At 62.1% G+C, this 21,356-nt stretch carries 23 protein-coding genes; 8 read left to right on the top strand and 15 right to left on the bottom strand.

The window, feature by feature from the left end; genetic code table 11:
- The first annotated feature begins 619 nt into the window (after window positions 1-619).
- Window positions 620-1,525, top strand: a complete 906-nt coding sequence (locus AC5ZGW_RS23645; protein WP_130225684.1) for a sialate O-acetylesterase — start codon at window positions 620-622, stop codon at window positions 1,523-1,525.
- Between the two features lie 394 nt (window positions 1,526-1,919).
- On the opposite strand, the gene AC5ZGW_RS23640 is transcribed toward AC5ZGW_RS23645, so the two are convergent.
- The 11 genes from AC5ZGW_RS23640 to AC5ZGW_RS23590 form a co-directional block, all read right to left on the bottom strand.
- Window positions 1,920-2,072 carry a hypothetical protein gene (locus tag AC5ZGW_RS23640; RefSeq protein ID WP_165435190.1) on the bottom strand — a complete coding sequence of 51 codons (153 nt, stop codon included), beginning with the start codon at window positions 2,070-2,072 and terminating at the stop codon, window positions 1,920-1,922.
- 362 nt (window positions 2,073-2,434) lie between these two features.
- Window positions 2,435-3,622 (bottom strand): 6-phosphofructokinase, encoded by a 1,188-nt coding sequence (locus AC5ZGW_RS23635; protein WP_130225683.1) that lies wholly within the window; start codon window positions 3,620-3,622, stop codon window positions 2,435-2,437.
- Window positions 3,623-3,700: 78 nt separating this feature from the next.
- On the bottom strand, window positions 3,701-4,846 hold the full coding sequence (locus AC5ZGW_RS23630; RefSeq protein WP_130225682.1) for a fructose-1,6-bisphosphatase: 1,146 nt from the start codon (window positions 4,844-4,846) through the stop codon (window positions 3,701-3,703).
- A 273-nt stretch (window positions 4,847-5,119) separates the two neighbouring features.
- Complete coding sequence (locus AC5ZGW_RS23625; RefSeq protein ID WP_130225681.1) at window positions 5,120-5,407, bottom strand: hypothetical protein; 288 nt, start codon at window positions 5,405-5,407, stop codon at window positions 5,120-5,122.
- Window positions 5,408-6,203: 796 nt separating this feature from the next.
- Complete coding sequence (locus AC5ZGW_RS23620) at window positions 6,204-6,470, bottom strand: DUF6894 family protein (RefSeq protein ID WP_456641567.1); 267 nt, start codon at window positions 6,468-6,470, stop codon at window positions 6,204-6,206.
- Window positions 6,471-6,512: 42 nt separating this feature from the next.
- Complete coding sequence (locus AC5ZGW_RS23615) at window positions 6,513-7,223, bottom strand: Crp/Fnr family transcriptional regulator (protein WP_130225679.1); 711 nt, start codon at window positions 7,221-7,223, stop codon at window positions 6,513-6,515.
- A 204-nt stretch (window positions 7,224-7,427) separates the two neighbouring features.
- Window positions 7,428-7,595, bottom strand: a complete 168-nt coding sequence (locus tag AC5ZGW_RS23610) for a hypothetical protein (protein WP_155255580.1) — start codon at window positions 7,593-7,595, stop codon at window positions 7,428-7,430.
- Between the two features lie 180 nt (window positions 7,596-7,775).
- A complete protein-coding gene (locus tag AC5ZGW_RS23605; protein WP_130225678.1) occupies window positions 7,776-8,207 on the bottom strand; it encodes an autotransporter outer membrane beta-barrel domain-containing protein in 432 nt (143 codons plus the stop codon).
- Between the two features lie 250 nt (window positions 8,208-8,457).
- On the bottom strand, window positions 8,458-8,796 hold the full coding sequence (locus AC5ZGW_RS23600) for a hypothetical protein (RefSeq protein WP_130225677.1): 339 nt from the start codon (window positions 8,794-8,796) through the stop codon (window positions 8,458-8,460).
- Window positions 8,797-9,006: 210 nt separating this feature from the next.
- Window positions 9,007-9,780 carry a class I SAM-dependent methyltransferase gene (locus AC5ZGW_RS23595; protein ID WP_130225676.1) on the bottom strand — a complete coding sequence of 258 codons (774 nt, stop codon included), beginning with the start codon at window positions 9,778-9,780 and terminating at the stop codon, window positions 9,007-9,009.
- Window positions 9,781-9,943: 163 nt separating this feature from the next.
- Entirely contained in the window at window positions 9,944-10,303 is a 360-nt protein-coding gene (locus tag AC5ZGW_RS23590; RefSeq protein ID WP_130225675.1) for a hypothetical protein, read from the bottom strand.
- Window positions 10,304-10,506: 203 nt separating this feature from the next.
- Between AC5ZGW_RS23590 and AC5ZGW_RS23585 the strand changes: the two genes are divergently transcribed.
- Both AC5ZGW_RS23585 and AC5ZGW_RS23580 read left to right on the top strand, forming a co-directional pair.
- Complete coding sequence (locus AC5ZGW_RS23585) at window positions 10,507-10,878, top strand: bleomycin resistance protein (protein ID WP_349645067.1); 372 nt, start codon at window positions 10,507-10,509, stop codon at window positions 10,876-10,878.
- Window positions 10,879-10,910: 32 nt separating this feature from the next.
- The gene (locus AC5ZGW_RS23580; RefSeq protein ID WP_130225673.1) at window positions 10,911-11,600 is read left to right on the top strand and encodes a DUF4336 domain-containing protein; all 690 of its coding nucleotides are present in this window, start codon (window positions 10,911-10,913) and stop codon (window positions 11,598-11,600) included.
- A 428-nt stretch (window positions 11,601-12,028) separates the two neighbouring features.
- On the opposite strand, the gene AC5ZGW_RS23575 is transcribed toward AC5ZGW_RS23580, so the two are convergent.
- The gene (locus tag AC5ZGW_RS23575) at window positions 12,029-12,349 is read right to left on the bottom strand and encodes a hypothetical protein (protein ID WP_349645070.1); all 321 of its coding nucleotides are present in this window, start codon (window positions 12,347-12,349) and stop codon (window positions 12,029-12,031) included.
- A 204-nt stretch (window positions 12,350-12,553) separates the two neighbouring features.
- On the opposite strand from AC5ZGW_RS23575, the gene AC5ZGW_RS23570 reads away from it, so the two are divergent.
- The 4 genes from AC5ZGW_RS23570 to AC5ZGW_RS23555 all read left to right on the top strand — a co-directional run bounded on the left by AC5ZGW_RS23570 (window position 12,554) and on the right by AC5ZGW_RS23555 (window position 17,919).
- Complete coding sequence (locus AC5ZGW_RS23570; RefSeq protein ID WP_130225672.1) at window positions 12,554-13,786, top strand: Zn-dependent hydrolase; 1,233 nt, start codon at window positions 12,554-12,556, stop codon at window positions 13,784-13,786.
- 1,049 nt (window positions 13,787-14,835) lie between these two features.
- Complete coding sequence (locus AC5ZGW_RS23565) at window positions 14,836-15,876, top strand: PrsW family intramembrane metalloprotease (protein WP_130229830.1); 1,041 nt, start codon at window positions 14,836-14,838, stop codon at window positions 15,874-15,876.
- 68 nt (window positions 15,877-15,944) lie between these two features.
- The gene (locus AC5ZGW_RS23560; protein WP_028167863.1) at window positions 15,945-16,523 is read left to right on the top strand and encodes an HdeD family acid-resistance protein; all 579 of its coding nucleotides are present in this window, start codon (window positions 15,945-15,947) and stop codon (window positions 16,521-16,523) included.
- Window positions 16,524-16,833: 310 nt separating this feature from the next.
- A complete protein-coding gene (locus AC5ZGW_RS23555; RefSeq protein ID WP_130229829.1) occupies window positions 16,834-17,919 on the top strand; it encodes a 3-deoxy-7-phosphoheptulonate synthase in 1,086 nt (361 codons plus the stop codon).
- A gap of 49 nt (window positions 17,920-17,968) precedes the next feature.
- On the opposite strand, the gene AC5ZGW_RS23550 is transcribed toward AC5ZGW_RS23555, so the two are convergent.
- From AC5ZGW_RS23550 to epmA, 3 genes are all read right to left on the bottom strand, one after another.
- Entirely contained in the window at window positions 17,969-18,220 is a 252-nt protein-coding gene (locus AC5ZGW_RS23550) for a hypothetical protein (protein WP_130229828.1), read from the bottom strand.
- Window positions 18,221-18,290: 70 nt separating this feature from the next.
- Complete coding sequence (locus AC5ZGW_RS23545) at window positions 18,291-19,382, bottom strand: lysine-2,3-aminomutase-like protein (protein WP_130229827.1); 1,092 nt, start codon at window positions 19,380-19,382, stop codon at window positions 18,291-18,293.
- Window positions 19,379-20,431 (bottom strand): EF-P lysine aminoacylase EpmA, encoded by a 1,053-nt coding sequence (gene epmA / locus AC5ZGW_RS23540; RefSeq protein ID WP_130229826.1) that lies wholly within the window; start codon window positions 20,429-20,431, stop codon window positions 19,379-19,381. The genes AC5ZGW_RS23545 and epmA overlap by 4 nt, the downstream gene beginning before the upstream one ends.
- Before the next feature lie 354 nt (window positions 20,432-20,785).
- Here epmA and efp point away from each other — a divergent pair, with 354 nt between their 5' ends.
- The gene (gene efp / locus AC5ZGW_RS23535) at window positions 20,786-21,352 is read left to right on the top strand and encodes an elongation factor P (RefSeq protein ID WP_027578243.1); all 567 of its coding nucleotides are present in this window, start codon (window positions 20,786-20,788) and stop codon (window positions 21,350-21,352) included.
- Window positions 21,353-21,356: the final 4 nt, after the last annotated feature.

Here is a 21,356-nt window from a genome sequence, read left to right as displayed (position 1 = left end):
CAGTTGCCCCCTTTGCGGGGCTGAGGCCCAAGACATTACCGTTGCGACGTTCGATGGACGGACGATCTGTTGCGGCTTCTGCGGCGACTATGATGTCTCCGGCACGGTGTTCGAGGCTGGGCTGCTTGACAGGTTGGATCGCAGAAGAAGGTTGGATGCGCTCGAAAGAGCGAAGGGCTCCGCTCCCTCGGGCAAGCGCCCAATGATAACAAGCCACGATCTTTAGCAGACATGCCGACCGCGCCCGCCGATCTCTTCCTCCGCCCACCGTAATCGGCGGCGACCATGTGGTCATCTGGGATGGCTTCTCGATCCGGCGTATCTACAGGAACGTACCGCAGCAGCCAGACCATCGCGGTAGCTGTGCGGACCTCGAGAGGGCCAAGGCAGTTTTCAAGGCGACTTGGCTGCGAGTGCACCAGCCGCTGAGCGATGAGGACGTTGCGGAGGCCTGCAGGATCTCGCAGGATCGAATGGGCACAAGAGATGAGGTGCAGGTCGAAGACTATCCACATTCGTGGAGGGTCATGGCCCTCTCGCAAGTGCCGTTTCGCGCCTTCAATGGTTGCGCTAATTTACCAACCGCGGCGGGGCTAGGTCCGCAGGTGTTCGAATGCACATGTCGCGCGCGAGCTTTTTGTTGGCAATTCTTGTCTTGACCGCGACGTATCTGCTTGGAGCGTACAGCGGTCGCCATGACTTTTTTCCCTTTCCGGTTCTTCACGCGATGAAATCTCGGATGGCTCCCGACCGCTACACATTTGACCAGGCGGGACGGCTGGCATCCGGCGATCAAAAGAAAGCTATTGCCTGCCCGCAGCAGACGGAACGTACGGCCGTGCTGTTGCTAGTCGGACAGTCCAACGCCGGGAATCACGCGGGGCAGCGGTTCCGCTCGGAACACGGGGAGAGGGTCGTCAATTTCTTCGATGGACAATGCTATGCGGCCGCGTCACCCCTGCTGGGATCTGACGGCATCAGCGGAGAATATTGGACCCAGCTTGGCAACCTTCTGCTGGATCGTGGATCGTTCGACCAGGTCGTCCTGGCTCCGGTGGCCGTAACCGGCTCTGAGGTCTCCCGCTGGGCGCTGGGTGGCGATCTGAACGGAATCATGATCGGCACCACGAGTCAGCTGCAGCAGCGAGGCTATGTTGTGACGCACGTCCTCTGGGTCCAAGGTGAGATCGACTACGTGGTGGGAACGAACGAGAAGGATTACCGCGATCGCTTCCTGTCGCTGGTCACCTCGTTGAGATCTCACGGCGTCGGTGCGCCGGTATACGTTGCCATTGCGACCAAGTGTTTATCGGCAAGCAACGGAGGAACACGCTTCCACTCTGCCGAAAACCCGGTGGCGCGCGCTCAGTTGGGCCTTCCCGATGGCAGCGCTGATCTGAGAAGGGGAGTTAACTTAGACGCCTTGCTTGGTGATCTGGATCGGTACGACGATTGCCATTTCGGCTCTTTGGGAGAGCAGAAGGTCGCGAGAGCCTGGGCAGACCTGCTCTCGACCGCCCGCTGAGCCGGCGCCAAGAAACTGCGATCGGTGAGGCGATGAGGAGCAGCGTGCTTTCACGGAATCGGCTTAGATTGTCGAGTGGCAATTCGGACACGAGGAACGGCCCCGCGCCACCGGGTAACCGCCTTTCAAATTGGAAACTACGGCCACACTGCTGTGGCGCGATTTCATGACTAGGACGCTTCTATCGCTCTCGCCTCCGTCGCAGCGGCTGCCATCCGGCTCTGTTCCACCTCGCACGAATAGACCTCGGCGTGCTCGATGTTGTCGTGCCCGCGCATATCCATAAGCTGCCGAGATCATCAAAATATGCGCCGCTGCTCGATCGCCTCGAGCAGAAGCTTGCCGCGATCAAACGCCGACGACCCGGTCAGCCGTGCGCCGGCGCCTTCACTTCCTACGGTCTGTAGGTGCCGGAGTCGTCGCCGCCGACCAATCCGCCCCGGTTGTTCGGGCCGCCGCCTGCACCGCGGCTCCAACCGTAGCTGCTCCCACCGTAGTTGTTCCAACCGGGGTTGTTCCAGCCGTAATTGCTCCCATTATAGTTCATAGAGGGCTGCGTCCGGGCGTAACTACCGGAATGCGTCCTGGCGCCTGACTTATGATGCTTCGTGTATGCAAGTGCGAACGTACTTGAGAGCGCGAACACAGAAGCCAGTGCTATCGTCGCAAGTTTCATGGTCGTTCTCCCTTGGGTTAGCAAATTCAATGCGCCCCCCCGTCTAGGACGGCGTACGCAGCGCGCGCATCCGCCTCGCAAGAGGATGTCGGAACTGGCGTGTCTGCCTATGCATGTTCGGCAGATCGCGGCCTCGTGATCGAGGTCGCGACTGTACGAAGGCCAGGATCGTTCCAGCAACGACGGATCGAAATCCTGGATACCGCGTTCTCGAGCATTTTCTACCTGCCACCCTAAGAGGCGCGGGTGAGAAAGATCGGCAGCCCACGCTTGTTGGAATAGAGAGGACGGTAGCGCTGCGTGTTGTATGTGCTGGCGACGTCCAGTTTGCGCGGTCCGAGCCTGGCGTCAGGGATCGGCACGAGGTCATAGCGGCCCTCGACCAGCGCCGACATGAGGCCGGTCTTGCCTTCCAGGATAGCATCGTAGGCCATGTTTCCAAAAGTCAGGGCGACCAGCTTGTCGATGAAGTCAGGATCGCCCGAACGCAGGTCGTAGGTGAGATCGGAGACGATGGTCTCCTCGCCGGCGCGCCGCTTGATCTCGTCGGCAAGCGCTTCGGCCACGCTCGCCTTCTTGCGGTGACCGTAGGCGTCCGGTTCGCCGTATTCGTGCGCTTTGTAGCCCTCCCATTCCGCGCCTTCGCTCAACACGATCAGCGCATAGTTGCTTGGGTTGCCGCGCTTGTCCTCGATCAGCAACTGGATCAGCTTATCGAGATCGACCTTGTACTCCGGTATCAGGCATCGGATCGAGGTCGCGTATGCTGTATAGAGTGCCGTAAAGCCGGCATCGCGGCCAAAGATGCGGAAAATGCCAACGCGCTCGTGCGAGCCGACTGTGGTGCGCTGCCGCTGGATCGCATCGCTGGCGCGGGTGATCGCCGTCGAGAAGCCGATGCAGTACTCCGTGTTGCGGACGTCGTTATCCATCGTCTTCGGGATGGCGATGATCTTGACGCCGAGTCCGTTCAGCTTGTCCGCATAGCTGAGCGTGTCGTCTCCGCCGATGGCGATCAAATGTTCGATGCCGAGCGCCGACAGGTTCGCCAACACCTGGCCGCTGAGGTCCCAGGTCTTGGTTGCGATCCCGCCCTTGGTGCTCTCCGAGACCGGAGGGTCGCTGCCGACGAGATGATCGGGGAGCTTTTTCATTTTGGAGGGATTGGTGCGGCTGGAGTGCAGCACGGTGCCGCCGCGTCGGTCGATGATGCGGGTGTTCTCACGGCTGAGCGGAATGAGGTAGTGCGATTTGCTGGCGGGGTCGTCGAGGTTCAGGTGCGTCAGGGCTTCCCAACCGCGGCGGAGACCGACGACTTCGATGTCGTCCTCGCTGCCGCGATAGGTCACCGTCTTGATGATTGCGTTGAGGCCGGGAACGTCGCCGCCGCCCGTGAGAACACCGATGCGCTTTTTCGCCACGCTCGCCTCCCAAGATCAGGACTCGCAAATGCGCTCTCGCCGCAACTCGACGCTTCCACTGCTGCCGCCTGGCGCAGCCTACTCGGCCGCTTCCGGCTTGCGCTCCTCGCGCAGCCGAAAACGCTTCAGTAGTCCGGACACGGTGTCGCGGAAGCCGCCATACTCCAGCTCGGAATAAGGCAGCATCGCAGCGCCGGACCAGCCTTGGCTGCGCATCTCGATTGCCTTGCGCTGTGCGCTCCGGCGCACCTCGTCCCACGCCGGATTGTCGAAGAAGTCGGTGTAGGACTCCGAAAAGCGGCCCTCCCTGTCGATCGAAAAGGCTGCGCAGGAAACGATCGGCAGGCAGTACATGCCAGTCACCGGCGTATTAAGCGGCACGGGCATGAGCGGCATCACGTGCGAGCCGCGCGCGTCGCCACCCACGAAATGCGCCTTGGCGAAGGGCGAGACGATTTCCTCGGGCGCCGGGAAAATTCCCTGGTTCCTGATGATCGCGACCGGATCATCCTTGCCGGTGTACTTGCCTGCGATCGCGTGAAGACGCTGCGCCGACACTGCGGCGGCGACCTCACCATGGGTTTGAGAAACGATGCGATCAATGCCAAAACGCTCGTTGTCGCGGAGCAGCGCAGCAATGTGGTAGTTGTCCGCGGGCGCGTTGAGTTCGATCACGCTGTCGCCGGCCGTGTCGTCCATGTCGATGATATGGAAACGGAATCCCTTGATCATTGGAGGCAGCATCAGCCCCGCGCAATACATTGGATCAGCAAAGGCAAGGTAGAGCGGCAAATTGTAGGCGCCGGGGCCGCATTTGTCGGCGGCAAACACCATGAATGATTCCGCCGGTCTCGGAGCCGAGAGGCTGTGCTCGAAGCTGAGCTCGGCGACACCAGGGCCGGCACCGCGAATGTTTCCGGAAGGTGCGTCTGCGAGAAGATCCTGGCCGGCACCGTAGAGACCGGCAGTCTTGGCGACCGAAGTGGCGGCGAGAAACGCCTTCCAGGCGAGTTGATGGACCTCGGAACTCCCCTCGCCCCGTGTGTGCGTCATGATGATCGCGATGTCATCGCCGGTGTGGCAGATGAAGGCATCGATCAAGAGCCCATTGCAGATCGCCTTGGCGACCTCGCCCTCGACAGTTGCGAGCATGCGGGAAGACGGTTTCGTGTGCCCGCCTACGGACCCAATGTCAGCCTTGATGACCGAAAGAGTAAGTCTCATGAGCATCCCCTCCCAGCAGCACAGCTCAACGCCTCGGCCACGACGCTTGCTGCGCCGGGGCGACGGCGCTGCTCATTCGCGAAAGCGAACGTCTATGTCGCAATTAGGTTCCAGCCTGGAGCGTAACAACCTCCGCACTGAGTGAGCGACCCTGCCCTTTTGGTGCAGACAGCTTGCCAACGCGGAAAGTTTTGCAGACTGGCGCCGCACTGCGGGCACACGAGGTCGTCTTTCATCTCATGCGCGCCGGAAAGAATCCGCGCCAGACGCACGTCAAGGCCGGAAGCGATCGCACCCGCTATGACGTCTCGAAAAACCGGTTCGACCTAACCGTCGGGCATCATGTTTTTCCTGAGGACCGATCAATTGCCGCGGTGTCAGTAAGCCAATTTTGGAGGGATTTTCCTGAGGACGCGATGCCAACGAAGCTGTAGCACGCTCCGCAGTGGACACCTTTTCTCGAAGTGCAAGCAGTTCAGCTCTCTGCTGTTCCAACCTGTCAACGTCGACAATCAAAGTTTGAAAATCTTTCTTCGAGCCAGCTTCGATCGAAACAGCCATAGGCGCCTCCCTTCCGAAAAAGCAGCATTGCCTCCTCTGACAATGGAGTCCACTTACCTGTGTTAGACAAACGCCAGATTTTCTCTCGCGTTCGTTCAGCTGCCATTCATCTAGCCGGTCGCAGCAGTCCGCTGCCTGACGGACGATTGCAGTGTGCTGACGGTTGGTCTCGCTGCTCGCGCGATCGACGCCGTCGCCTCGGCGGAGGCATTGCCGGCCGATCCTCGGCCTTTTGCTCAGATGGCCCGTGCCTGGAAGTGACCGGCTGCCCCCGCCGTCCGCACAGTAGTGGACGCTCGGACAGGTTGTAGCGGATGCAGGCATGTCCCTCTCCGCAGCGATCTCACACGTCGCCACCTCGCAAGCTCGGCACAGCAAGGCTTCGCTGGCGAACCGCCGCGTAGTCCCGGAAATCAATGAGCCTTTCGTCTGCCGCGGGAGGGGGCGTGCCGTTCGACTGAGGCGCGGACCTCGCGTGCGCGACGCGTGGCTGCCAACTCGGCATCCGCGACGCGTTTGCGAAGCGCAAACAGCGCCGTCACTTCGCGCTGAAGATCGAACAGGCTGGTTGTGTTGAGATAAAAATGTGCCTCCGACATGAGAGGCCCGCATGGTCGTCGCATTGGCTACGCCTCCGCTGCGAAATGCTGCTCGCTTTTCCCATGAGGCAGGGCCTTTGCAAATAACCCATGTGATTCCAGATTCCCGGAGATCGCACCCTCTAAGCACATATCCTACGACGTGCACAACGCCCGGTGTGTGCACTTTTGAACACAAGCGGTACGGGAGCGGGTCTCTAAAGCGTTTTCGAGCGCTTCATCGTCATGGCGGGACGGCTGCTGCGCCGGATCCGCATGTCTTCGGTCGCGAGATTGATGCGGAAAATTGTCGCGCCGTCTTCGACGACCTCCAGAGACCAGCTTTCACTCGGTTGCAGCGATCCCTCGATGTCGCGCACCAGCCGCAGCGCTTCCGCCCAGGCGGTTTCGGCATCCGGTAGTTCCATGCCCTCCTCGTCGTGGAAAGGCCTGAGCCCGGCAATGTGAAACTGATAGGTATGCATTTTGCGCCAACGCGAGGCGCTCCCGCTCGTTCCGCAAAAGCTTCATTGCTGATGCAGATAGGTGTCGTTGAATCCTCCGATCTCCACGAGCTTCTCGATGTCGCTCAGCTTCACCATGTTCTTCTGAATGTCGAGCACGCCTTCCGCGCGAAAGGACTGGAGAACCCGGTTGACATGGACAGCGCTTAGCCCCAGCGCCTCCGCCAGCCGCGATTGGGTGATCGGAAATTCGAACTCGTCATCGGCGGCCAGCCCCATTGCGGTCAGCCGCTGGCGGAGTTCGGCAATGAGATGGGCCATGCGTCCCGCGGCCGTTCTCGTGCCCAGGCTCACGATCCACTCCCTGAAGACAGCCGCGTCCACCAGCGTTTCACGCCAGAGCGCCTGCGCGATCGATGGCCGCGCCTCGATGAGCTGATGGATGGACCGATGTTCGATGAAGCCGACCCGAGCGCGCGACAGCGTCACCAGATCATGGTCCATGCGATCAAGGAAAAGCCCCTGCAGGTCCGGCAAGTCGCCTGCGGGGTGGAACGAGAGGATCTGTCGCTTGCCGTTCTCCGCCACCTTGGCACGATAGGCAAACCCGCTCAGGATCACGCAGCAATGCGTCGCGTGTTCGCCTTCGCTAATGACGACTGTCTCTTCCGGAAATTCCTTTACCTGAACACGCAAGGAGCGGAGCGCCGAGACATCATCCTCGCTCAATTTGGAATTGACCCGCAGCCTGCGGATCATCATTTCGCTGGGCATTGTCCAAACCAAAGGCAGGTGCAATTACAACAAGGCGCGAGAGCTGTCGCACTTTTGCCCCCTCAGCGTTAAGACCAAAAGCCTACCCCTCCTCGCCGGGGTTAGCGAGTCCTGTTCTCGACCTGCTTGGGTCGGGTTGCGCTGCCGCGAACCTGCGCGCTACGCTTCGGTTTCGAAGGCTGAGGCTGTCAGGCGGGCGATCACCTAATGATCGGCCGATTCCTCGTTGCGGACAGGCTGGTGCTCGACGGCCAGTGTTCGGTAATGCGCCGCCATCTCGCGGTAGTGCGCCCGCGAGATCGGATCCTTCGCCTCCTCGGCGCGCCGCTCGAACATTTCCGCTCGTTTCCGCAGTTCCATAGCGTCGGCCATCGATCCTCCGCCATTCCGCTCATTGGACCTGATCAAGATATGGTCGCGACGTGCGGCCAACACCAGAGAGACAAGGATTACAGTCGGTTCACAATTAGCGCGGCTTGCTTGCCTGAGGCTGCGGCGTGCTGCCGCGAGCTGCGTCCGGAACGGCACGGCCCGAGCGATCTGAAGCCGCCGTCACCAGGTGATGCGGAAGCCGCCGGTGCCCTTGTAGCTGTGGTTCTCGCCGGCGTCTTCGAGGCTCGCGCGATAGGTGATTTCGCCGAACACGGCGTAGCGGCCGCTCGCCCAGCTATAAGTGCCGCCGCCGATGCTGCCCCACAGCCGGTCGTTCGCATTGGCGAAGCCTGCGCCGGCGACATCGATCCTGGTGCCCTTGAGGAACTCGCAGTGCAAATTGCCGATCGCGTAGACGTCGGAGCGCACGATGCCCGAGCCGTCGTTCCAGATATTTTGATGATTGAGTAATAGCCCGGCGCGGCCGAGCAGGCTGTCTGCATTGGCGAGCGAGACGAGCGCGCCGAAGCGATCGGCGAAGGCATCGAAGTCGACCTTCTCATTCTCTCCGTGCGGTCCGATTGCGGTCGAACCAGCATAGCCCCAATGCATTCGCGCATCGTCCCTCAGCCCCTACGACGCGCTCTGCCAACGGAAAGGTTGCAGTCCCGCCCGTGTTCGCGGATTGCGAAATGTTATCGACTGTTACGCTAAGTGACTCTCATTTATCCGGCAACAACGCTGCGTGTTGTTCGAAGCGAACAACGCGCGGTGTGCTTTCGATGCAACGTGAGCGCGATGAAAATTAACGGATCGAAAACGAACTGCAGCGCGCAATGCGCATGTGTGCATCACACCCGGATTAGCGACTGGCGACGCGCGATCCGTCAGGCCGCTCTGCGGTCTCCTGCGGCTTGATGCAGCCTTTGCAGATCACGAGCTTGCTGGCGAGCTTACGATCGGCATCTTCGTCAGAAACCTGCTCGCGCTCATCCGCCGCTGGCTCGATCGCCTGAGCCACGCTGGCTGAATGCCTGGGCGCTCGCCGCGGCGCGTTCGGATCCTCGCCCGCCCCATCCCAGGCGAACGTTCTCGGTCCGGTCGAAGCCGTATTCGTCACGCCATATTGCGCGCAGGCACCAAGCGCGAGCGGAAGAAGCAGGATGGCGATCCGGCAGGCCGGGTTCCGAACATGACGCATGGCGATACTCTGATACAACTGATGCTGCGAGCTAAGTGCAGAATGGCTAACAAATCGTTTTAGCTAGATGCCCATTGATCAGAGCGAAAAGATGGCCGAAGCGGCGATCGACATCGCTGAGGGCGATGGAGATCGCTAAAGCGATGGAGATCGCTGAGAAGAAAGAATGCGCAAGCCAGTGAGGAGCAGCGTTTAAGCTCCCTGCTCTTCCTACCGACGGCGCGCGATCTCCGCGGTTGATACGACGAACTCGGTGAGCACACCATCCCGGCTCATCGGCATCAAGCGCGCCTCGACATCGCGCAGCATCGGCTCGACCTTCGCGCCCAAGACGGCCGGCGAGGACGACGAGAAGGTCAACATGCGTTGCGCCAGGTCAGCCACGCTGGTCTCCTTCACGCTCTCGACCCGGATCTCTTCAGTGGCCTGAAATGTGGTGCCTTGCAGCAGCGAGGAAAGCTCGCGATGCACGCGCTGCCCCGAACGCGACTCGGACCATAGTTCTTTGTCCGACCAGTGACGCCGCGCAGCAGTGTATTCCTCGAGCCACACATTGCGCCCGTCCCTCACAGAGGAGGACGCGCATATGGCGACGACGCCACCCGGCGCCACCAGCCGTTCGAACAACGGGCCCAAAGTGCTCTCGTCCAGCCAGTGGAGCGCTCGACCGATGGTGACGAGATCGAAGCGCCCGATGCTCTCCGGCAAGTCCTCCGCCCTGCCCTCGACCAGCGTCACGTCCCGTCTGGCCTGCTTGGCCGCCTGCCGCGCGGCCGCCAGCATGTTCGGCTCGGGATCGACGGCGACAATGCGTCCGACATAGTCCGCAAAGCCGAGCGCGAGCAGGCCCGGCCCGGTGCCGATATCGATCAGCGCATGTTGCTTGGTGAGCGCCAGGCGCTGGGCGACCTCACGGAAGAACGCGGGCGGATAAGGCGGCCGGAATTGCTCATAGAGGTCAACCGTCGTTGCAAAACGTCCCATTCCGCGGGCCCAATCATCGAGGTCATCGAACGGCGTACAGCGAAACTAACCCGCTGCAGCGGCGCGTCACCTTAAATTTGGATTACATTTCCACGCACCCCCCGCTTCTGACCGAAGCGCTCTGGCGTGGCTGCACACGTGCGATCTTTGAGCAATCGGCTGATCAGCCGCAATTCCAGACAGGCCCGATCGGCGTCCGCGTCCAGCAAGGGCCGAAGCTGCCGCCATTGTAGCGGCCGCCGTAGAATCCGGGCCGACCGAAATAGTGCCACTCGCCATCCCACCCATAATAGCGTGGCACCGGATCGATGTACCAATGGCGCCGGTCACGGCGCGCCATGCGCGAAGCCAAAGCTTTCTGCTTGAAAAGCGGAAGGCTGTTGTTCGGTGGCTGCTGATAGCCCGGAAGGAAACCGTAGCCGTGCCAGCGTGGCGGCGTTCGTTTATGAACCGGCGCAGCCGGCGCTACGACCGGCAGCAGCGACAGGACGATGGCAATCGACAGACACATCAGGCGCGACATGAGCGTAACATAGACGTCCGGCTGCTCGGAAGCGACTCAAATCCGAGTGCATGGTTGCTCCCGACTTTCTCGCATCGATTCGATACGGTAAATCGACCCGTCATGTTGTCAGGGCTTCAAATTCCGAGGACCGGTGAGCCATGGGAATACCAGCAGATAGATTACCAACTGGCGGCTTTGCTCGCCTCGTCCCGGAGCTGGACGTGCTTGACCTGGAACAGAGCAAGACATTTTGGTGCAAGATACTCGGTTTCCAGATTGCGTATCAGCGCCTCGAAAATCGCTTCATGTATCTTGAGCTGCAAGGCGCTCAGGTGATGCTGAAGCAACAAAATGGTAACTGGAAGACTGGAGCTCTCGAACGACCGCTGGGACGCGGGATCAACTTTCAGATCTTCGTCGATTCCGTGGCCCCTCTTCTCGATGCACTGAAGCGAGAGAAATGGCCTCTCTTCAGAGAGTGTCATGACGCCTGGTATCGGGTCGCAGGAGAAGAGCGCGGCAACAGGCAATTCCTGGTGCAAGACCCTGACGGCTACCTCCTGCGTTTCGCACAGGATTTGGGAAGCAGGTAATCACCTCTCGAACGGCACCAGTTGGACCGGCCATGTTGAAGGAATTCGATCGCGAGATCTGGACTGCAGATGGACCCGACGTATCCGTAGCCGGATTTCATTATCCCACCCGGATGGCTGTCATCAGACTGTCAGACGGAGGTCTCTTCATCTGGTCGCCGATAGAGCTCAGCGATAGCCTGCGGGCGGATGTCGATGCCATCGGTCAGGTGCGGCACATCGTTGCTCCCAATTCACTTCATCACCTGTTTCTTCCAGAGTGGAAGCGCGCCTACCCTGACGCCAAGGTCTACGCCCCGCCAGGATTGCGAAAGAAGCGCGAGGACATCGTCTTTGATGCTGACCTCGAAAGTGTGCCGAGCCCGGATTGGATCGAGGAGATCGACCAGGTCCTGATGCACGGCAACCTGATCACGACGGAGGTGGTGTTTTTTCACATCAAGAGCGGGACCGTGCTGTTTACCGATCTGCTCCAGCAGATTCCGGCCGACCGCAATTCCGGCTGGCGGGCCATGGTCGCGAAGCTGGACCTCATGGTGGGGCCCGAGCCGTCGGTGCCGCGCAAGTTTCGTGTCGCCTTTACCAACCGCCGCGCTGCGCGAAAGTCTCTGGATTACATTCTGGCATGGCCAGCCGAAAAGGTGCTGATGGCCCACGGGACACCGGTGGAAAAGGACGCGAGAGCGTACCTGCGCCGTGCGTTTGGGTGGCTGACGGCGTGATTTGCAGTGTCGGAGCCACGAAGACGTTCACGTTCAAATTCAGAAAGGTTCGCAAATTCAGAAAGGTTCGCAAATTCAGGAAGGTTCGCGTGTTAGCTGCGCGATAGGTCGCGTCTGACGACCCCTGCAACACGATTCAAAACAGAAGAAAGGTCCCGATCAGGATGCCTGCAGCAAAGGACCAAAGTCCCAAGGTGCAGGCTGAAACAACGCGGACTAGGTTGCGGAGCTGCTCCTCGTGCTCCTCCTCTGCTGTCTTGGGGAGATGAGCCGTCATTGGCGCTGTCTTGCCCATGCTTTGCCCGGCATTCCCGGGATTTACGCCCCCAAATCATGGTGAAGGCGGGGCAATTGCGCGCCGCTGCGATGCCGTTTTTGTGATCAGGCGTGGGGCCGAGCCGCAGCGGAAGCGGCGGCGAAGTCTTGCTTCAGCGGACCAAGAAGGTCCGCTTGGGGTCGTGGTAACCGCCCAATAGATCGTCCGGCACGTTGCCGAACGCGCGCAGCACGGTCGTCGTCGATTCCGGATAGCCGACGCGGACGAACGCGACGGCTCCGGCATGGCCCAGGATCTGCCAAAACCCTTTCGCGCGCTCGATCGCCGCCGCAGGGCTCGCGCATTTGAAAGGCTCGCCGGCGACGAGACCATCGTCGGTCAGGTCGAATGGCATGGCGACAAAGAGAGTGATCTCGCCCATGGCCGCCTCCCCGATTATTTCGCTGCCCGTCTGATGGGGCTGATCGCGCATTGAAAGCAAGTTTTGGTCTTCCTGGCTTGCGCCAAATCAAAATGGCCTCGCCACTCCGTCATTTATGCCGTTTGGTCCGCGCAGACCAGAGGTCGGCCCTATCGCCTGTCCGACGGGAGACACGCCCCCGGCAGCGCCGGCTTTCCCTGGCGCGCGGCGTATGCGAGCCTGCGTGGAAAGAAACCATCAACGGGTGCATCCGCCATGCCCGATCCAGACCTGCCCGTCGACGGCGCGCGCGTTCTTGCCGATCTCAATGCGCTCCGCGCCATCGGCGCCTACAAGACCGGCGTGCACAAGCCGACCTTTTCGGAGCCGCATATGCGCTCGATCGCGTGGCTTGCCGCAAAGCTCCCGGAAGCCGGCCTCGCTCCCACGATCGACGGCATCGGCAACGTTCTCGGCACCAGCGCAAAACCTGGCTTGAGGCTCCTGGCCGGCTCGCATCTCGAAAGTCAGAATTTCGCCGGCTGGCTCGATGGACCGCTCGGCGTCGTCTATGCGCTCGAAGCCGCCCGCGTCCTCAATCCCGACGCGAGCCTCCAAGGTGCCGTCGAGGTTGCCGCCTGGTGCGACGAGGAAGGACATTTCGGCCATTTCCTCGGCAGCCGCTCCTATGTTGGCGCCGTCACGGACGCCGAGATCGACGCCGCCTGCGACCGCAGCAATGGCCGTCCCATGCGTGATGCGCTGGCGAACGTCGGGCTTGGCGGGCGCCCGCGCGTCACCGCCGAGCGCGGACGGCACGTCGGATATCTCGAAGCCCATATCGAGCAAGGCAGGACACTCGAAGACAGCGGCCTCAAGATCGGCGTCGTCACCTCCATCGTCGGCATCTGGCAATATCGCATCACCTTCACCGGCGAGCAGAACCATGCCGGCACCACGCGGATGTCGATCCGCCGCGATGCTGGCCTTGCGCTCGCCAAGTTCTGCGTCGCGATCGACGATAGCTTCCCTGCCCTGTGCGGACGGCGCACGGTATGGACCACCGGCCGCATCACGCTCGATCCCGGCGCGCCCAGCATCATTCCCGGCCGCGCCGAAATGCTGTTCCAGATGCGCGACGACGATCCGAGCATGATCGAACGTCTGGAAGCGCATTTGCGCCGCATGGCCGCCGAGGTCACGGCGGCAGGCCGCTGCAGCGTCGAGGTCGAGCGCATCCGCACCGGCGCGCCGGCGACGATGGATGCCGCGTTCCAGGACGCGATCGAAGCCGCGAGCGCACGCTTTGCCGATGGCAAGTCGATCCGGATGCCGAGCGGCGCCGGCCATGACGCCCAGGTCCTCGCCACCATCATGCCATCAGCCATGCTGTTCGTGCCCTCGATCGGCGGCATCAGCCATCACTGGAGCGAGAACACCGACGACGCCGACATCGTCACGGGGGCAAAGGTGTTTGTCGATGCGTGCCGGCGCTTGCTCGTGCGGTGAGCGCGCGCCACAGGCTTCCCACTCTCCGTGATTCCGGGGCGCGCGCAGCGCGAACTATGATGTGCAATTGCACATCAGAGAATCCATTCGTCCATTTGCGCAAGCAGCAAAATGGATTCCGGGCTCGATGCTTCGCATCGCCCCCGAATGACAGCCCCAGCCATTGCGAGCAGAGCGAAGCAATCCATGCTTCTGCTTGCGGTGCTATGGATTGCTGCGCTCCGCTCGCAATGACGATGTGGTTGGCTTGAGTGCGACATAACAACCCGACGGGCAAATCACCGAAAGTCTGTCCAGCCCTCGCGGAAAAAACATTCCGCTTCCGTCGTCGGGCAAATCAGTGATTTAACTCCGCGCGTCTCACGGCCAATGAGGGGCGGCTCGCGATCGTCACGAACGTTGCGGTGAGATGCGGTGGACGTGAAGTGTGTGACTGACGAGCACGCGCAGCACGGACGGCGAAGTCGTGTGGTCCTGGCGCCCCGACGCTGGCGCTAAGTGCGCGAGCAGCAAGAGCTGCCGCGGACGACGGTGGCAAGAAAGCCCGGTCACCGAGGAGAGCACGAAGGAAACCGTAACACCATCGCGCAGGGAAAGCCGGAATGCTTCGGTTGAACCTGTGGTCCTACCCCCGTGCTTTTTGTTGCACGGGACCCACGGGTGCAGCCGGCACCCGGCTTTCCCTGCGCCCTCTGTGTTTCGAGGAGGGTGGAAAGTAAAGCAAAGCTCGGACGCATGGCGCCGCGAGAATGCGAACTCACATCCTCTCACCAAACTCTACCGTCATGCCCCGCCACCGGGTCTCGCCTTTGGCGAGCCCGATGACAGGCTCCGGCGGGGCATCCAGTATCCGGCGTCCTGTCAACCGCTCTACCCATCCTACGGACTGCCGGATCCCGGGCTCGACACCGGAAACGACCGACCGTGCCATGCGACAAAAAGCCGTGAATGTGGCGCGCCGAACCCATCGCAAAGCGGTTACGTTGCCTTGCCAAGCGCTGGCTTTGTGGCCATTTTCCTTACTCGTACCCGGTTTTGATTACCCGCAGATGCTATTGCTCGAGTCTCTCCCAACCGTCATCGGTGCCGCCGCTATTGCGCCGGCGCTTCTGATGCTCTGGCTCGTCATCGCCGCCGACGAGCGCCCGGGCCCGCCGGGACAGGTCTGGCTCGCTTTCGTGCTCGGCGCGGCCAGCATCTCGCTGCTTGGGCTGGTGCGGGCGCCATTCAACGCATTGCTGGCGATACCGGAAAACCCCTGGATGACGTTGGTGGTGCGCTCGCTGTTCGGCGTCGCCCTCCCTGAAGAGATCGTGAAGATCGCGGTGATCATCGCCGTGTCGTCCCGGCGGCGGCGCGCCTCCGCCGACCCGATGGACCCGGTGGTCTACGGCGCCGCCGTAGGGCTCGGTTTCGCCGCCTATGAGAACCTCGCCTACCTCGTCCAGCACGCCGAGATGTGGCGCGCACTCGCCGTGCTGCGCAGCGTGCTCACGGTGCCGTTTCACGGCGCGCTCGGCATCATCGCCGGCGCCTATGTCGCGATCGCACGCTCCGGCACCGCGCTCGGCGCGCACCGCAAGAATCGCGCCTGGGCGCGCTTGTCGAGCTGGGGCATGGTGCTGCTCGCCCCGGTCTTGCTGCATGCCGCGTTCGACTTCCCGCTCCTGACCCTGCAGCGGGGCGGCGATCTCGGCTCCACGCTGCGGATGGTCCTGGGCTCGGCGAGCGTCCTGATCGGGTTCAGCTCGATCGGCTTCGCCATCCGCCTGATCTACCGGGTCGGCCGCCATCATGCCCCGCGCACCGCGCTCGCGCGTGAACGGCTGAGCCAGTTGCGGCGGATGTGGGCCGTGCTCGTCCTCGGCAGCGGCGCCGGCTTTCTCGGGCTGGCCTTCGTGCTGACGTCGATCCGTCGCTGGCTGATCAATCCCGAGCACAATGCGGCGGCGATCCTGGTCCCGGTCGCGGCGATCTCCATTGTGATCGGTATAGCGCTGCTGATCGCGACCACCGCGATTTACATCTTCGGGCGAAATCGAATTCGCACGACATCGGAGGGCTTTTCGTCGGCGCCGGGGCCGGGCTAATCTGATATAATCAGAACCGGACACGCTCTAGGATCGCGTGCAATCAGGCACCCGCCGGGAGAGCTGCGATGACCCTTCCAGATAACCTCGACAAGCTGCAGTCCGAAGTGAACGCCACGGTGAAGGCGCATTGGAAGGCCTTCCTGTTCGAAGGCATCCTGCTCGTGGTTCTTGGCCTCGCCGCGTTGATCGTGCCGGCCTTCGCGAGCCTCGCCGTGACCATCTTCCTCGGCTGGCTGTTCCTGATCTCCGGGATCGGCGGATTGATCGTCACCTACTGGGCGCGCGAGATGCCGGGCTTCTGGTGGTCGCTGATCTCGGCGGCGCTCGCCGTGCTCGCCGGCCTGATCCTGCTGGCGCGGCCGATGCAGGGCGTGCTGACGCTGACCATCGTGGTCGGAGCCTATTTCGTCGCCGAGGGCGTCGCCACCATCATGTATGCGCTGGAGCACCGGCGCGAATTGACCGGGCGCTGGTCGTGGCTCCTGATCGCAGGGCTGATGGACATCCTGATCGCCTTCATCATCGTCGCCGGCCTGCCCGGCTCGGCGGAATGGGCGCTTGGGCTCCTGGTCGGCCTCAATCTGTTATTCGGCGGCGCCAGCCTGATCGGCATGGCGCTCGCCGCCCACAGCACCGACCCGTGATTTAGAGCGTTTTCGAGCGAAGTGGATACCGGTTCGCGTGAAGAAAACGCGTCAAAATAAGAAACTGAAGATCGGTTCTGATTGAATCAGAACCGATCTTTGGAGGTGACAAGGCGGAATCCTTCCGCTATAGACCCAGCCATGATCAACGCCGCCACCAGCTATTTTTGGTACTTTAGCTACGACAGCTCGCTGGCGGCGGGAGGATCGCGCTCAATTTAGTGAAATTGCAGCAAGACGTCCGAACAGCCGCCAGACCTGGCGGCTTTTTTGTTGGCCGGCAGGTTCAAAAAATCAAAAGGAGCCCGCCGTGTTGAGTACCACTGACGATCTTCGCATTAGAGAACTGAAAGAGCTGAGTACGCCCGAAGAGGTGATGCGCGAGATCCCGCGCACCTTGACGGCGACGCGGGTGGTGATGGCGGCGCGCAACGCCATCCACGCCATCCTGAACGGCAAGGACGACCGCCTCCTGGTTGTCGTCGGCCCCTGCTCCGTCCACGATCCCGAAGCGGCCATCGACTACGCCGAGCGCCTCGCCACCTTGCGCGAGACGCTGTCTGACCGGCTCGAGATCGTGATGCGGGTCTATTTCGAGAAGCCGCGCACGATTGTCGGATGGAAGGGGCTGATCAACGATCCCAACCTCGACGGCAGTTTCGACATCAACAAAGGCCTGCGGCTCGCCCGCAGCGTGCTCTCCGCCGTCAACAATCTCGGCCTGCCCGCCGGCGCCGAATTCCTTGACATGACGACGCCGCAATATATCGCCGATCTCGTGAGCTGGGCCGCGATCGGCGCGCGCACCACCGAGAGCCAGATCCATCGCGAGCTTGCCTCCGGGCTCTCCTGCCCCGTCGGCTTCAAGAACGGTACCGACGGCAATGTGCGCATCGCCGCCGACGCCGTGAAATCGGCCTCCCACCCGCACCATTTCATGGCGGTGACGAAGGGCGGACGCTCGGCGATCGCAGCGACCAGCGGCAATGAGGACTGCCACATCATCCTGCGCGGTGGCCGCGCGCCGAACTATGATGCGGCAAGCGTCGATGCCGCAGCAACCGAGCTGGCACGCTCAGGCGTCAACCAGCGCATGATGATCGACGCCAGCCACGCCAACAGCAGCAAGAAGCCGGAGAACCAGCCGCTGGTCGTTGCCGACATAGCCAGTCAGGTTTCCGGCGGCGAGACGCGCATCATGGGCGCGATGATCGAAAGCAACCTGGTCGCCGGGCGACAGGACGTGGTGCCGGGGATCGCGCTCACCTACGGCCAGAGCATCACCGACGGCTGCATCGATTGGGAGACGACGGTTTCCTCGCTCAACGTGCTTGCCGATGCGGTCGAGGCACGCCGCAAGGCAGAGCGCCGCGATGTCCGGGAACGGTTGGCCTAGACGCTTGTGGCTACGGGCCGCTGGGCGACGCAACGCCCGGCGGCTCGCCTCAGCAACCCCTGCAGATGCTCTTGATCTTGCGATCAAGGGCAGCATCTTCCTTGTTCACCGGATTGTTCGGGTCGTTGATATTGCTCTCGCCCGGCACATCGCCGCGGCGCGGCTGACGGTGGCCGACCGGCGCTTCCGGAATCGGCCTGGTCTCGGGAGTGCTTTTCGGCACTGTCGTGGTTCCACCCTGCGCAAAGGCAGGCGCACCGATCAGGGTCACAAGTGCCATCGACAAGATTGTTTTCCGCATCCTGATTCTCCTGCCTCTCGACACACTTTATCGCGCCCGTTCAGGCGCGTCGATATTACTGCATCTGCGCTCACACCTTAGGTGGATAGAGATGCACGTCACCGCAATAATCGACGACACGGTAGCGTGTTTCATTAACTCCTTCACGCTGCGAGAGATTGTCCTGCGTCAAATAGCCCGGCCCGATCGGCGCTTTGCCGTGGCCGCCGGGAATGTCGAGCACGTAGTCGGGCTGGCACAGGCCCGAGACGCGGCCCCGCAACGATCGCATCAGTTCCTGCCCCTCCTCGATGGTCGTACGCAGATGCGCGGTGCCGGGCGCGAGATCGCCGTGGTGCAGGTAGTAGGGCTTGATCCGGCATTCGACGAAGGCCCGCATCAAGCCTTCCAATGTGGCGGCATCATCGTTGACGCCCTTGAGCAGCACGGTCTGGCTCACCAGGGGAATGCCGGCATCCGCCAGCCGCGCGCAGGCGGCGCGCGCCTCGGGCGTCAGTTCGCGCGGATGATTGGCGTGGATCGCAACCCAGGTCGTCGCGCCCTCCACACGCAGCGCGCGGACCATCTCTGGATTGAGACGGGCCGGATCAGCCACCGGCACGCGCGTGTGCAGGCGGATGATCTTGACGTGATCGATGGCAGCGAGATCGGCCATGATCTCCGCGAGCCGCCGCGGCGACAGCATCAACGGATCGCCGCCGGTCAGGATCACCTCCCAGATCTCCGGCTGCGAGCGGATGTAGGAGAGCGCATCGCGGTAGGCGTCCTCCGACAGCGCCGTCGCCTTCCCCGGCCCGACCATCTCGCGGCGGAAGCAGAACCGGCAATAGACCGCGCAGACGTGCACGAGCTTGAATAACACCCGGTCCGGATAACGGTGCACGATGCCGGGAACAGGCGCATGCGCATCATCGCCGATCGGATCGGCGTTCTCGCCGGGATGCGTCACGAGTTCATCCGCGGCGGGGATGAATTGCCGCGCGATCGGATCGTTCGTATCATTCGGGTCGATCAGCGCCGCAATGTCAGGCGTCACCGCGATCGCGTAGCGCGCGGCGACCTGCTCCAGATCGGCAAGCGCCTCCTGCCGCGCAAGGCCGCGCTCGATCAGTTCGGCGGGCTGGCGCAGGGTTGCGGCCAGCTTTCGGTCGATCCGGTTCATGTCTCTCCTGCCGGCGGCGTCCACACCACCTGGTCGATCCTTAGCGCGCCGCTTGCCAGCATCACCAGCCGGTCGAAGCCGAGCGCGACGCCGCTCGCCTCAGGCATCTCGCCGACGGCGGCAATAAAATCCTCATCCAGCGGATAACGCTCGCCGTAGCGACGCTCTTTCTCGTCCATGGCCGCAGCGAAGCGGCGGCGCTGCTCGGCGGCATCGGTCAGTTCGCCAAACCCGTTGGCGAGTTCGACGCCGCAGGCATAGACCTCGAAGCGCTCGGCGACGCGCGGATCGGACGGTTCCGCGCGCGCCAGCGCAGCTTCTGGAATCGGATAGTCGGACAGCACGGTCAGACGCCCCTGGCCGAGATGCGGCTCGACGTGTTCGACCAGGACCTTGCTGAAAATATCCGACCAAGTGTCATCCTCGGCAATCCGTACCCGTTCCCGCGCCGCATCCGCTAGCGCCGCGCGGTCACCCTCGCCGTCAACGACGGTCGCCAGGAGATCGATCCCGGCAAAGCACTCGAAGGCGGACGAGACCGTCAGCAGTTCAGGCACCCCGCCGATCTCTGCGGTCTTGCCACGAAACGAGAATTGTTTGATGCCCGTCGCGTGCGCGGCCTCGGCGATGATCAAGAGGGTGTCGGTCACCACGGCGTCGATATCATCATTGGCGCGGTACCATTCCAGCATGGTGAACTCGGGCAAATGGAGGTCACCGCGTTCACGGTCGCGGAACACGCGCGCGAACTCGAAGATCTTTGTTTCACCCGCCGCGAGTAGCTTCTTGCAGGCGAATTCGGGTGACGTGCGCAAGTAGCGGGGCACGCGGCTGCAATCGGCCCGCGTCAACTCCGTGCGCGGCGCATGCAGATGGGTCTCGTTGCCAGGCGAAATCTGCAGGATGCCGGTCTCGACTTCCAAGAATCCCCGCCCCTCAAACCAAGCCCGCACCGCCTTCGTCACAGCGCTCCGCGCCTCGAGAAACGGTTTTCTGTCGGCGTGCCGGGCTGGATTCCACCAGGGGGACGGGCGGTCGACGCCGCTCATGGCTGCGCTCCTGCCAAAGGACGCTTCACGCGATGCGTCGGGTTATCCATTAACAAGTTGAGAAAATCGGTAAATCTCATTGAAATCGCTCGATTTCCTCGACGTCCGGCGACCCCTTGATGCCTGACGGTGAATGTGTTGTCCATAGAGCGGGGCGGCACCACGTTCCGGCCCGCCGTTCGCGCGGTTGACACCTCGTAGAGGACGCCACACCTGTCAGCAACCTGCCGAAACCGGCCGCAAAAGGCTGGCATCTCGGGGGCAAATCAGTATGTTGCAGCCCGAAACTGCCGCCAGGCCGCCGAGCGCATCAGCCGAGCCGAGCCGGCGGCCGAACCATTCAGGAAAACCACTTTGAGAGTCATCGCCAGTTCCATCCGCAAGGGCAACATCATCGAGCAGGATGGCAAGCTTTACGTTGTCCTTTCCGCCGAAAACATCCATCCCGGTAAGGGAACCCCGGTCAGTCAGATCGAAATGCGTCGCATCGGCGACGGCGTGAAAGTCTCCGAACGCTACAAGACCACCGACCAGGTGGAGAAGGCGACCGTCGAGGATCGCAACTTCAACTACCTCTATGAGGACGCCGACGGCTTCCATTTCATGAATGGCGAGACCTACGACCAGGTCCAGGTGTCGAAGGACATCGTCGGGTCATCCGCGCCGTATCTGCAGGAAAACATGACCGTGAAGCTCTCGATGCATGAGGGCAATCCGGTCGCGATCCAATTGCCGCAGCGCGCCACCCTGGAGGTCGTCGAGACCGAGCCGGTGACGAAGGGCCAGACCGCCTCCTCCTCCTACAAGCCGGCCGTGCTGTCGAACGGCATTCGCACCGCTGTGCCGCCGCATATCTCGACCGGCACGCGCATTGTGGTGATGACCGAAGACGGCTCATACGTCGAACGCGCGAAGGATTAGCCGA

The organism is Bradyrhizobium sp. Crot121, assembly GCF_059512385.1.
Note: the sequence above shows the minus strand (reverse complement) of the source record. Positions and strands in the feature narration are given on the sequence as shown.

What these genes read in the sequence shown, in the direction of transcription:
- AC5ZGW_RS23620 (WP_456641567.1), bottom strand. Translation starts at nt 6,470, where the DNA reads ATGCATACCTATCAGTTTCACATTGCCGGGCTCAGGCCTTTCCACGAC.
- AC5ZGW_RS23545 (WP_130229827.1), bottom strand. Translation starts at nt 19,382, where the DNA reads ATGAACCGGATCGACCGAAAGCTGGCCGCAACCCTGCGCCAGCCCGCC.
- AC5ZGW_RS23645 (WP_130225684.1), top strand. Translation starts at nt 620, where the DNA reads ATGTCGCGCGCGAGCTTTTTGTTGGCAATTCTTGTCTTGACCGCGACG.
- AC5ZGW_RS23595 (WP_130225676.1), bottom strand. Translation starts at nt 9,780, where the DNA reads ATGGGACGTTTTGCAACGACGGTTGACCTCTATGAGCAATTCCGGCCG.
- AC5ZGW_RS23560 (WP_028167863.1), top strand. Translation starts at nt 15,945, where the DNA reads ATGACCCTTCCAGATAACCTCGACAAGCTGCAGTCCGAAGTGAACGCC.
- AC5ZGW_RS23550 (WP_130229828.1), bottom strand. Translation starts at nt 18,220, where the DNA reads ATGCGGAAAACAATCTTGTCGATGGCACTTGTGACCCTGATCGGTGCG.
- AC5ZGW_RS23605 (WP_130225678.1), bottom strand. Translation starts at nt 8,207, where the DNA reads ATGCATTGGGGCTATGCTGGTTCGACCGCAATCGGACCGCACGGAGAG.
- AC5ZGW_RS23570 (WP_130225672.1), top strand. Translation starts at nt 12,554, where the DNA reads ATGCCCGATCCAGACCTGCCCGTCGACGGCGCGCGCGTTCTTGCCGAT.
- AC5ZGW_RS23630 (WP_130225682.1), bottom strand. Translation starts at nt 4,846, where the DNA reads ATGAGACTTACTCTTTCGGTCATCAAGGCTGACATTGGGTCCGTAGGC.
- AC5ZGW_RS23580 (WP_130225673.1), top strand. Translation starts at nt 10,911, where the DNA reads ATGTTGAAGGAATTCGATCGCGAGATCTGGACTGCAGATGGACCCGAC.
- AC5ZGW_RS23615 (WP_130225679.1), bottom strand. Translation starts at nt 7,223, where the DNA reads ATGCCCAGCGAAATGATGATCCGCAGGCTGCGGGTCAATTCCAAATTG.
- AC5ZGW_RS23610 (WP_155255580.1), bottom strand. Translation starts at nt 7,595, where the DNA reads ATGGCCGACGCTATGGAACTGCGGAAACGAGCGGAAATGTTCGAGCGG.
- AC5ZGW_RS23575 (WP_349645070.1), bottom strand. Translation starts at nt 12,349, where the DNA reads ATGCGCGATCAGCCCCATCAGACGGGCAGCGAAATAATCGGGGAGGCG.
- AC5ZGW_RS23600 (WP_130225677.1), bottom strand. Translation starts at nt 8,796, where the DNA reads ATGCGTCATGTTCGGAACCCGGCCTGCCGGATCGCCATCCTGCTTCTT.
- AC5ZGW_RS23565 (WP_130229830.1), top strand. Translation starts at nt 14,836, where the DNA reads ATGCTATTGCTCGAGTCTCTCCCAACCGTCATCGGTGCCGCCGCTATT.
- AC5ZGW_RS23590 (WP_130225675.1), bottom strand. Translation starts at nt 10,303, where the DNA reads ATGTCGCGCCTGATGTGTCTGTCGATTGCCATCGTCCTGTCGCTGCTG.
- AC5ZGW_RS23640 (WP_165435190.1), bottom strand. Translation starts at nt 2,072, where the DNA reads ATGAACTATAATGGGAGCAATTACGGCTGGAACAACCCCGGTTGGAAC.
- AC5ZGW_RS23625 (WP_130225681.1), bottom strand. Translation starts at nt 5,407, where the DNA reads ATGGCTGTTTCGATCGAAGCTGGCTCGAAGAAAGATTTTCAAACTTTG.
- epmA (WP_130229826.1), bottom strand. Translation starts at nt 20,431, where the DNA reads ATGAGCGGCGTCGACCGCCCGTCCCCCTGGTGGAATCCAGCCCGGCAC.